The sequence below is a fragment of the Lentilactobacillus rapi DSM 19907 = JCM 15042 genome, from assembly GCF_001436255.1.
Taxonomy (GTDB): domain Bacteria; phylum Bacillota; class Bacilli; order Lactobacillales; family Lactobacillaceae; genus Lentilactobacillus; species Lentilactobacillus rapi.
Genome location: NZ_AZEI01000057.1, coordinates 1 through 10,341 on the forward strand (window position 1 = coordinate 1; position 10,341 = coordinate 10,341).

The 10,341-nt window shown below is 41.1% G+C and carries 11 protein-coding genes and 1 tRNA gene; 4 read left to right on the plus strand and 8 right to left on the minus strand.

The features are described 5' to 3' along the window. Positions 1-262: 262 nt before the first annotated feature. Positions 263-694 carry a MarR family winged helix-turn-helix transcriptional regulator gene (locus FD12_RS06870; protein ID WP_054749036.1) on the plus strand — a complete coding sequence of 144 codons (432 nt, stop codon included), beginning with the start codon at positions 263-265 and terminating at the stop codon, positions 692-694. 2 nt (positions 695-696) lie between these two features. Further along, positions 697-999 (plus strand): DUF2316 family protein, encoded by a 303-nt coding sequence (locus FD12_RS06875; RefSeq protein WP_054749037.1) that lies wholly within the window; start codon positions 697-699, stop codon positions 997-999. A 66-nt stretch (positions 1,000-1,065) separates the two neighbouring features. Here FD12_RS06875 and FD12_RS06880 read toward each other — a convergent pair whose 3' ends face one another. After that, positions 1,066-1,353, minus strand: a complete 288-nt coding sequence (locus FD12_RS06880) for a hypothetical protein (RefSeq protein ID WP_054749038.1) — start codon at positions 1,351-1,353, stop codon at positions 1,066-1,068. Positions 1,354-1,468: 115 nt separating this feature from the next. Continuing rightward, positions 1,469-1,948: a 23S rRNA (pseudouridine(1915)-N(3))-methyltransferase RlmH gene (gene rlmH / locus FD12_RS06885; RefSeq protein WP_054749039.1), complete on the minus strand. Its 480-nt coding sequence runs from the start codon at positions 1,946-1,948 to the stop codon at positions 1,469-1,471. A 602-nt stretch (positions 1,949-2,550) separates the two neighbouring features. Here rlmH and FD12_RS13890 point away from each other — a divergent pair. Continuing rightward, positions 2,551-2,694: a hypothetical protein gene (locus FD12_RS13890; protein ID WP_156404073.1), complete on the plus strand. Its 144-nt coding sequence runs from the start codon at positions 2,551-2,553 to the stop codon at positions 2,692-2,694. 113 nt (positions 2,695-2,807) lie between these two features. Here FD12_RS13890 and FD12_RS06895 read toward each other — a convergent pair whose 3' ends face one another. The 6 genes from FD12_RS06895 to yycF form a co-directional block, all read right to left on the minus strand. Then, positions 2,808-4,061: a S1C family serine protease gene (locus FD12_RS06895; protein ID WP_054749041.1), complete on the minus strand. Its 1,254-nt coding sequence runs from the start codon at positions 4,059-4,061 to the stop codon at positions 2,808-2,810. A gap of 96 nt (positions 4,062-4,157) precedes the next feature. Then, positions 4,158-4,961 carry an MBL fold metallo-hydrolase gene (locus FD12_RS06900; protein ID WP_054749042.1) on the minus strand — a complete coding sequence of 268 codons (804 nt, stop codon included), beginning with the start codon at positions 4,959-4,961 and terminating at the stop codon, positions 4,158-4,160. Between the two features lie 21 nt (positions 4,962-4,982). After that, positions 4,983-5,813: a two-component system regulatory protein YycI gene (locus FD12_RS06905; RefSeq protein WP_056982306.1), complete on the minus strand. Its 831-nt coding sequence runs from the start codon at positions 5,811-5,813 to the stop codon at positions 4,983-4,985. A gap of 18 nt (positions 5,814-5,831) precedes the next feature. Next, the gene (locus FD12_RS06910; protein WP_054749043.1) at positions 5,832-7,130 is read right to left on the minus strand and encodes a YycH family regulatory protein; all 1,299 of its coding nucleotides are present in this window, start codon (positions 7,128-7,130) and stop codon (positions 5,832-5,834) included. Next, the gene (gene walK, locus FD12_RS06915; protein ID WP_056982308.1) at positions 7,120-8,973 is read right to left on the minus strand and encodes a cell wall metabolism sensor histidine kinase WalK; all 1,854 of its coding nucleotides are present in this window, start codon (positions 8,971-8,973) and stop codon (positions 7,120-7,122) included. The genes FD12_RS06910 and walK overlap by 11 nt, the downstream gene beginning before the upstream one ends. 37 nt (positions 8,974-9,010) lie before the next feature. Next, the gene (gene yycF / locus FD12_RS06920; RefSeq protein ID WP_056982310.1) at positions 9,011-9,727 is read right to left on the minus strand and encodes a response regulator YycF; all 717 of its coding nucleotides are present in this window, start codon (positions 9,725-9,727) and stop codon (positions 9,011-9,013) included. Positions 9,728-9,981: 254 nt separating this feature from the next. On the opposite strand from yycF, the gene FD12_RS06925 reads away from it, so the two are divergent. Next, positions 9,982-10,054 (plus strand) — tRNA-Lys (locus FD12_RS06925). Positions 10,055-10,341 lie beyond the last annotated feature (287 nt).

Below are 10,341 nucleotides of genomic sequence, written 5' to 3' on the forward strand. Positions count from 1 at the left end.
AAAACATAATAAAACCCCTTGAATTAGATTTCTCCAATTCAAGGGGTTCAGTTCAGGTTGGGATGCATTGTTTTTTTGACTTAAATGGCGAGGGTCAGCCATTTGTCGCAGACTTTATCAATGTAAGGATGGGCGGCCCCAGCTGCATTTATAAACACTTTACTGACTGATGCTCAATCTTTTTTATAGATATACCTTTAAGCACAATAGTTGTAATTAAAACCATTTGTGCTAGAATTCTTATTTGTTAGGAGGTATTTCAGTGAAAAACAAAAATACGATTTCATCACTGATCCATCAAATTGCTCGATTTGAGAATCAATTTATCAACGAAAAGATTCGTGAAATTGACCTCAACCCTGATCAAGCGCAAGCATTGGATTTTATTCATCAGCATCCAGGAACCAATCAGCAACAAATCGCCCAACTCCTTGGTCGAGGAGCTGCCAGCATTTCAAATTTAATTAAAGGACTAGAAAAGCGACACCTAGTCGGCAAGCAGCCCAATGCCCACAATGATCGGGAGAAACAACTGTTTTTAACAACCTATGGTGAAACAGCTGCTGCGCAAATTTCACAGGCATTCAAATTGCTCAATCAGCAATTTGAAGCAGCTTTGGATAATCCTGATCAACTATTGAACGACTTAACCAATTTATATGATCGCTTACAGCAGACAACAAAGGAGAGTTAACCATGTCATTAACAAGGCAACAAGAAACCGCAACCAGAGACGAATTGAAACAAAACTTTGAATTAGCAAACATCCCATTGAACCAAGTCGCATCTGATTTAGACAGCACGCCTGAGCATGTTCAGGATGTGATGAATTTAGATTCTGATCGCATTGAGGAGCCGTGGGTGCTGAAAGCTTATCTGGATGAAAAGATTATCAATAATGGTAAACAACCCGTTCCTTATAGTGCACTCGTGGGTGATCCGAAGCAGTATTGGTTTTTGAATAATCGATTTATTCAAAGAGGAGAGCTTTCACGATAGTACCTATAATCAAAAATTGTTGTAATGAGAAAATCACCATTTTTAGTCAGAAGAATGTCATGATTTTCATATATCATAATTAATGCTTTTAATTTCGTTTTTAAACTCATCATTAATTTGACGGATAAACTGATTTGCTAAATCCATTCTTTCATTAGTATTAGTCGTATTAACTGGGACATCAATCATAATTTTATAATCACCAGTAACATAAACAGTCCATGTTTTTAACATTGCTGCAATATTTTGAGCTAATTTGTCCGTCTCATTTTTATCTTTTGCAACAATCTTAATTACAATATTGGGAATTATTTCAGGTTTAGTCGCATATACATTCACAGTCGTCTGCTTCATTGTATTCTTGTATTATCAGAATTATTCCTGTTCCCAATATTGATCTTTAAACCACTCATAGCTTTTCCCAATATTTCCATTATGTAATTCATCATTTGTCTCACCCTCCTAATAATCACTTATGATACGGGCTCCCCTCATTAATCATAAATGCCCGGTAAATCTGTTCAGTCAACACCAGTCGCATCAACTGGTGAGGCAATGTAAATTTACCAAATGAAATCTGGGTGTCAGCGCGATCAAGAACGTGTTTTGACAAACCCAAAGAACCACCAATCACAAACGTAATATCGGAATGCCCGTAAGTTGTCAGGTCCGCGATCTCCTTCGCGAAGGCCTCAGAAGAGCGTTCTTTACCTAAGATTGCGAGTGCGTAGACGTACTCGCGATCTTTTATTTTGGCTAAAATCCGCGAACCTTCTTTATCCATCACATCATCCATTTCCGCTTGGCTCAGGGATTCAGGCGCCTTTTCATCGGGAACCTCAACGATCTGAAACTTGCAGAAACGCGATAACCGCTTGGCGTATTCAGCAATTCCCTGTTTAAAATACTTTTCCTTTAATTTCCCGACGACAACCAATTTGATATTCACGATTACATTTCCTCCAAAATTAATTTGTCTGTGTACAAAAGTGGGCTTATAAACAAGTTGTCCACAAAGTTATCCACAGGTTTATGCACATAACTATTATTTTTGGGACCCGCATTTTTTTCAAAATTGTCAAGAGCCAAATTACTTATCCACAAAATTGTGGAAAACATCCGTTCGCAATCCACTGACGCAAACCCTATTATACCAGCAATCCGGCGACCAAACAAAAGCCGCTTTTATCCCTAATAAAGTTATCCACAATTTCTGTGGATAACTTTGCCATTTCGGGGGATAACTTCTTAAGGTTTATATATCAATAATTCAACCAAGCTTGTGGATTATCCACAAAGTTATCCACAGGCAAAATGTGGATAGATCTCCCTTATTTAATTTGTTCGTTAATTATTTACACGGAATTTACATAGTAGTTCGGCTTTTACCCATCATGTAGGGGGCAAGATTCATCAATAACCCTTAGACCGTTCGGAAACGGGTTATCAGTTAAAATTAAAATGGCAAAATTGTTCATTTCCTCATTTTTTAGCTTCAATAAAAATCATTTCCGCCATCTCTTACGTATTTACTTAATAGAGGTGATTAAAATGGTCATTCGAATTCAATCTGTTAATCATATGAACGCATTTCTGCTTCCCAACAATATCCAGCCAAAAGCCGCCCAATATAAGGTTTTTCAAGCAGATGATGGGGTCATCCTGTTCATCCCTGTCAAAGACATTTCTGAATAAATTCGGTTGAGCAGTGAGCGTTGTAAACAAATACAGCAGCCATTCCACGACTTGGAATAACTGCTGTGTTTGTTTATATTTTGGGATATTGATTCAAGACTAATTATCCCAACTTATTTACTTGCTTCACTCAATACCTTGTTAGTTGCTTTTTGGTTCAATGTAATCGTTCCAGTCTTCTTATCACCTTTGTGGTAGTAAGTAACCGAAATCTTGTCGCCAATCTTGTGTTTGTACAGAATATCTCTCAACTGACTCTGTTCAGTGATATTCTTACCGTCAAGGTTGGTAATAACATCGTATTTGGCTAATCCTGCGCGTTTAGCAGGTGAGTTAGCGTTCACTTGAAGAATGACCGCTCCTTGGGTAACACTCTTAGGGAGCTTCAATATGGAGCGTTGCTGCTCCTCGGAAACATTAGAAAGGTCAGTATAACCGATTCCCAGTGCCGGTCGAACCACTTGACCATTCTTAATCAATTGATTGATGATTGTCACAACTTCATTACTAGGAATTGCAAAGCCCATTCCTTCAACGCTGGTTCCCTGTTGATCAGAAGCTAACTTCATTGAGTTGATGCCAACCACTTGGCCGGCTAAATTGATGAGTGGACCACCTGAATTACCAGGATTAATTGCCGCGTCGGTTTGAATAACCGTTGCGTTACCAATTTGTTGGCCACTCTCTGAAGTTTGCGGAACTTCTCGCTTCTTAGCAGAGATAATCCCTTGGGTCACTGAGGTTGCGTATTGAGAACCAAGCGGCGATCCAATTGCGAGAACCGGTTCGGCAACCTTGATGTTATCAGAATTACCAAACGTTGCCACTTTATTGACCTTGTCGGAGTTAATCTTAATAACTGCCAAATCAGTGACAGCATCCTTCCCGACAACTTTAGCGGAAACCTTAGAACCATCACTTAAAATGATCTCGAGGGCATTGGCACCGGAAACCACGTGGTTGTTAGTCACAATGTAAGCACTATTGCCACTCTTCTTGTAAATGACCCCAGAGCCTTCACTGGATGCTTCCAGCTCGCCGCTCTTCTTACTTTTACTAGAAGAAGTATCACCACCAAGAATGCCAGCCAGCGTATTGTCGCTTTGACTTTCGCGTTGTAAGTTGATGACAGAGACAACCGTACTCTTAGTTGAATTAAATGCCTTTTCGGCTTGTGTACTGAGGTTCACTTTCATGTTACTGATCTTGGTGTTGCCATTCTTATTACTACCAGAAATTAATTCTGTTCCAGTACTACTGCTATTGTTATCAAAGTACGAAATACCACCATAAGTAATCCCACCGCCCAAAGCGCCAGCAATTACAGCAGTTGCAATTAATTTTCCAAAACCATTTTTTTGTGCCAATTAGTGTTCCCCCTTCTCTTTCTCTATTACATTCTAATAATACCTTATTTTTTTGAAAAAAGTGTGTTATAAACTTTATAAATCTCTAAAGGAAGTCTAAACAATCATTAAAGGCGAGGCTTCTTCCGGCTCCGTATCGTATAACTTGAAGTCCTTGCCAACGCCCATATCATGATCGGCCAAGATCGAAGCAACCGTCAAATGACAGAGTGATTTCATGTTATTGTGCTGGCTGCGATGGCCCAAGAAGACCTTCTTAGTCCGATGCCCAATGACGTCCAACATGGTATTGGCTCCATCTTCATTTGACAAATGGCCCTGATCACCTAAGATTCGTTGCTTTAATGGCCAAGAATATTCGCCGTTTTCCAACATTTCGATATCGTGATTGCATTCCAGTAAATAGCCATCGGCGTCCTTGATGACACCTTCCATCCGATCAGAAACGTAACCAGTGTCAGTTAAGACGACAAAGGATTTATTGTGATGATGAAACACGTAAAATTGTGGTTCGGCAGCATCGTGCGACACCGAGAAACTTTCGACATCCAGATCGCCAAAATCTTCAACGGTATCAGGCGGAAAAATGTTCTTCTGCTCATCGGAAACTTTGCCAATTCGAGAACTCATGGCATCCCAGGTTCCTTGATTTGCGTACACACTCATGTGATATCGACGGGCCAAAACGCCAACGCTTTGACGGTGGTCTGAATGCTCATGGGTCACAAACAACGAATCGACATCGTTGAGATCCCGACCAATTGATTTCATCAAATTCGCAATTTTTTTACCACTCAACCCAGCATCCAGCAAAATCTTGTGCTGCGGGGTTTCGACATAGGTCACATTACCAGTACTGCCACTGGCAAGCACACTAATCTTCATATCATCATTATCCATTGTTATTCTTCCCAACATTAATTATTCAGATGAAACTTGACTATTTTTCAGGTTCTCATTAGTTTCCTTGATGATCCCACCAGTAAATGCGTTAATCCGTTTGATTTGAACCTGAGTGGAATTTTGCGGCTTAATCGCGATGATCCAGGTTGGAATAAACACCCGGTCATTATCGATCGATAATAGTTTTGTGTACCCCAACTCTGTCCAGGCAACCTTAGTGTTGTTTGGTATCTCATTATACTGATATAGCCAAATTAATGCACGAGTTTCTGATATGGTTTCCGATTTTTCACGCAAACTCTTAATATCCTGGAGATAGGTTTGACTGTAACTCACAATTTGGTGATTTGAATTCAACGCAAACCTAATTTGGGCTTCCGAGGAGTACATGAGTCCCCCCATTGCCTTCTGTGAATAGACGATGGTTCGGGAGGTTGAAAGCTGTTTGTTATACGTATATTCATCACCAAATAGGATAAAGGTTGGATCAGACATCATCCGGTTAATCGTCTTTTGAGGGGTATCTGCACTGACCGTGACGGGTTCTTTAAATTCACTCTCCAGCTCGTGACCGATGTAGTGGGGAGTCTGGTTGACCAACTGGCCCATTTGATCTCGAAGTAAATCATCTTGGGTTCCGGAAAGGTAGTAGGCAAAGCCCTTTTTATTGGACAAATCATCTACCTTAATTTGATCATTTCGCATTTCTTTGACAATCTTTGCGTTTGAATCACCCTGCGAAACGTTTTCCGCCTGCAGATCAGTGTTCTTTTGAAACATGCCAAACAAGAAGATATCGATCGCGATAAAGGTGACTAAAAAAATGATTTCAATCCGCCGAAAGTTCATTTAACGCCCCCTCCTTCCCTAATAGTGATTAATCATTGACGTATAGGATTGCCACTTACCGTTATAAAAGATGTACCAGTCCGGTGTTAAATTGACCAGCAATGGTGAGTTCTTATCCTTTTGCCAACCGTAGCCAATTTGAATTTTCTTAATGTCTTTCACTTTATAACCGCTATTGACCAATCGTTTGATCAATGTAGCTGTTGCTGGTAACGTCGAGTAACCCTTTTTGCTTGGAATCGGCACTTCCGGATTATCAAGTGAAAAGTTCATTCGCTGGGCACTGGAATTGATTGTTCGAGTCGAAATTGTGCCAAAGCCATTTGCCCGAAAAATCGGGAATCCTTCGACAAACGTGCGGTACATCACGGTCCGACTACCACTATCGTAATCAAAGAACCGCACGTTATCCAACGGCAACCCCAGATCGGATAGCTTGTTATAAGAGTTATTCAAGACCGAAGTAATATTCTGGCGATTTTTATTGGGCCGATAATCAGAAAATCTGCCCATTCGGGTTTTCGAATTAAACATCAATTCCATTGAATTCTGATCCCCATAGATGACCACATTCTTGCGGCGTTTGGCATTAATATTTTGAGAGTCATCGTCACTCAACAACCGACTGACGTAATAATCCTCCGACTGGCGATCCACCAGGTACTCGTAGGGTTCCATTTGTACCGAGGTGTTCACGTAGACCAGCGGCTTTTTGTTGAAGAGTTTAAAGGTTGCCGGAATCGTTCGCATGCTTAATTTCAAGACATTATTCAATGATTTCAAGCTGTGTTTCTTCACTTTAACCTGATACACCTTAAAATCTTGATCGTTCAGCAAATAAATCTTCGTCGAATCAGTCGTCGGCAACACAATTCTCGTTACCGTATGATTCGGAAATTTCTTGAAGCGATTATTCACATTATTGTTTAAAATTTTCATCGATACCGGCGTCGGATAACTCAGCATAATAGAATTTGGCTGGTTAGCAATTTTGAAATACTCAGTTTGCGAACCACTGCTGGTTTCTTTAATGCTGGGGTCTTTGTAGTCGCGCATCGTCTTTTTGACTTCGGCGATCACATTGACCAACCGGTTAACCATGATCTTTTGGCTGCCCTCACGGTTGGTATAAACCGCCTGAGTGGGCGTAAAGACATAGTGCTTTGGCTTAATCATCGATTCAGTTTGCGAGTTTTGATTGGTATTTTGTTTGCTGCGGTAGTTAGCTGGATTCGTCCAAAGAACCATCGAAAGAGTAAGGCTGACAATAACCGCAATGGTTAAAGCGATTGGTATCAAGTATTTACTAAACTTCATCCCATAAGTCCTCCTCTTTTATTGGTTCATACGGCAGGGCAATATAAAATGTGGAACCTTTTCCTTCGACACTTTCAACCCAAAGCTGACCTTTAAGTGCCTCAACCACTTCTTTAGAAATTGCAAGGCCAAGGCCACTACCACCTTGTTGCCGAGAACGGGCCTTATCAACTCGGTAGAACCGGTCAAAGATGTGGGGGATATCTTTACGCGGAATCCCCAAACCTTGGTCGCTGATGCTTAAAATGACCTTATTACGGGTCTCATAGAGTCGACAGGTAATCACACCACCATCTGGCGAGTATTTGATCGCATTGTTCATTAAGTTATCGAGCACTTGGGTAAATCGGTCGGTATCCAGATCGACCCAAAGATCGCGTTTGGTGAATTTTCGTTTGATCGTATAGGTTTTTTCTGGATGATCATCCTTTTTGAGGATCATATCGAAGCGGTTCAAGACATAGTTAAAGAGTTCGTTGATATTGACGAGTTCGACTTCCATCTTCTGAGTACCGGAATCCATTCGTGACAAGGTGAGTAAATCATTGATCATCCGAATCATTCGGTCGGTTTCATCCTGCGTCACTTTAAGAAATTTGGGTGCCAGCTTAGGATCCTTCCAAGCACCATCGGATAAGGCTTCAATGTAGGATCGCACACTGGTTAACGGTGTTCGCAGCTCATGAGAAACGTTGGAAACAAATTGTTTGCGGTCCTGATCAATTCGTTGCTGCTCGGTGATATCCCGGAGGACACAAACCAAGCCGCTGATAAACCCAGATTCTCGCTGAATCAGAGAGAAATGGGCGTGAAGAATTAAACTATGGTCATCACTGGAGAAGTCAAGAATGAGTTCGTCCGGCTTTTCCAATAAATCCCGCAAGCTATAATCCTTGCGAATATCCAAGACATCAAGAATTGATTGACCCATTGCTTGATTTTCATCGCGGTTCAAAAAGCTGGCAGCAGTTTCGTTGATAATGATGACATTACCGCGTCGATCGGTCGCTAGAACCCCATCGGTCATGTTCGCCAACACCGAATCCAGTCGCCGGCGTTCAGATTCCGTTGATTCATGGGACTCTTCAACTCTGACTGACAAGTTATTAACAGCACTTGCCAATTGGCCCAACTCATCATTTCCATACACATGAACTTGACCGGAGTAATCGCCCCGGGCAATCCGAATCGTTTGCTTCTTCATTTCTTCAATTGGCCGGGTAATCGCTCGCGAAATAACAATTGAGATGAGTAACCCCAAGATAATCGCGATCGACGCGGCAAACAAGAAGATCACTGTAATATTGTTAATATTCTGATAGACCGTATCCAAGTTTGCCTTGGTATAAACGACCCCAACGATGGTGCTGTTATTTCCAGAACTCTTAATCAACGGCGAAATAAGCGTATAGTATCGCGTATCCGTCGTTGAGTCATAGGTATTCTTTTCGATGGTCGTTCGGCCATAAATCGCATTTTTGACGTTATCATCGGTGGTTTTTTGACCGACAACCGCTTGGTTATTGACTTGATTGGTTCCCCGAATGGTCCCCTTTGTATCAATCACCTGAATTTGCGCGTTATTCGGACTATCTGTATCATTTAAAATTGTCCGAATTCGCCTATTAGCAGCCGTTTCGTTGGTCCGTGATAATTGCGTGGTCAATGAATTGGTCACGTATGTCTGAAGCTGGATTTGATTTTTAAACGTTGATAGGTTTTGATGTTCCAACTGTCTCACAAAAACGGCCCCAACAATTTCAAGGGTGACGAGCAATACCAGTGCGAAAACCAGCGCGATCTTAAATTTGATTGATTGATAAAACTTGATTCGATTATTCACAACCAGCTAATACCCCTTATGTTTGAATTCATTAAATCTAGGCTTGGTCACTTTCTGGATTTCTGAGGTAATAACCGACCCCACGGCGGGTTACTAACCAGGTTGGATGACTTGGGCTGTCCTCAACTTTTTCGCGAAGTCTTCGAACGGTTACATCCACGGTTCTGACATCACCAAAATAATCGTAGCCCCAAACGGTTTGGAGTAAATGTTCACGAGTCATTACTTGGCCAATGTGTTGAGCTAAATAGTGCAGTAATTCAAATTCCCGGTGGGTCAATTCGATATTTTCACCACGTTTAGAAACGGAATAAGCCTCTGGGTGAATGACCAAGTCACCAATCTTAATGTCTTGGTTATCATCAGCTTCATTAGCGTTGTTGCTACTGGTTCCCTGGCGGCGCAAGTTGGCCTTTACCCGGGCAACCAGTTCACGGTTAGAGAATGGCTTGGTAACGTAATCGTCAGCACCCAATTCAAGACCCAACACTTTATCCAACTCTGAATCTTTGGCCGTTACCATGATGATAGGTGTGTCCTTGGTCTTACGAATTTCTCGGGCGACTTCCAAGCCATCGACTTTTGGCAGCATTAAGTCCAAGATGATCAAGTCTGGATCAACGTCCTTCACTTGTTGCAACGCTTCTTCACCGTCGTAGGCTACGGAAACTTCATAGCCTTCTTTAGTTAAATTAAATTTCTCAATATCGACGATTGGTTTTTCATCGTCAACTACTAGAATTTTCTTTGCCATTAACAATTTCTCCTAACATGGATTTGGTATTGTTATTTTTCATTTAATTGCACACGCCAACATGTTGCCATTATAACACAGCTCATTTGTCGCGTAATAAATCCGAATATTGTCCGCATCGCCCCTCAAATCGTTTAATAGCTGGTGGACAAAATTTGGAAAAAGTCCAAAAGAATTCACAACTGGAATTACTTTTAGAAAAGCTGTTGCAAAACAAAATTTCATATGCTATTATATTTAAGTCGGTTAGTAATGGGCAGTTAGCTCAGTTGGTAGAGCAACGGACTCTTAATCCGTGGGTCCAGGGTTCGAGCCCCTGACTGCCCACTTATTACATACTACTAAATAACGATCATGCAGCTGCTTGCAGCCATGGTTGTTATTTTTTTGCCCAAACTTCCTTTCATATGGAAAAATTGCCTTTATTTGCAAATGAAGTTGAGACATTAGCCGACAAATTGTTTATCATGCAGCTTAGTTCTCCATTCTAATATTGATAAAACTTGCGCCAAACGGTTGGTCCTCGCCATTTAAGCCAAAAAAGTAATGCATCCCAAATTGAAGTGAACCCCAATAGTTGGAGATAATATTTAATAATTTTCAGGCACATAACT

Bases quoted from the DNA above. Each gene is read 5' to 3' on its own strand.
- FD12_RS13890 (WP_156404073.1), top strand. From the start codon at position 2,551: ATGGTCATTCGAATTCAATCTGTTAATCATATGAACGCATTTCTGCTT.
- yycF (WP_056982310.1), bottom strand. From the start codon at position 9,727: ATGGCAAAGAAAATTCTAGTAGTTGACGATGAAAAACCAATCGTCGAT.
- FD12_RS06900 (WP_054749042.1), bottom strand. From the start codon at position 4,961: ATGGATAATGATGATATGAAGATTAGTGTGCTTGCCAGTGGCAGTACT.
- FD12_RS06880 (WP_054749038.1), bottom strand. From the start codon at position 1,353: ATGAAGCAGACGACTGTGAATGTATATGCGACTAAACCTGAAATAATT.
- FD12_RS06875 (WP_054749037.1), top strand. From the start codon at position 697: ATGTCATTAACAAGGCAACAAGAAACCGCAACCAGAGACGAATTGAAA.
- FD12_RS06910 (WP_054749043.1), bottom strand. From the start codon at position 7,130: ATGAAGTTTAGTAAATACTTGATACCAATCGCTTTAACCATTGCGGTT.
- FD12_RS06905 (WP_056982306.1), bottom strand. From the start codon at position 5,813: ATGAACTTTCGGCGGATTGAAATCATTTTTTTAGTCACCTTTATCGCG.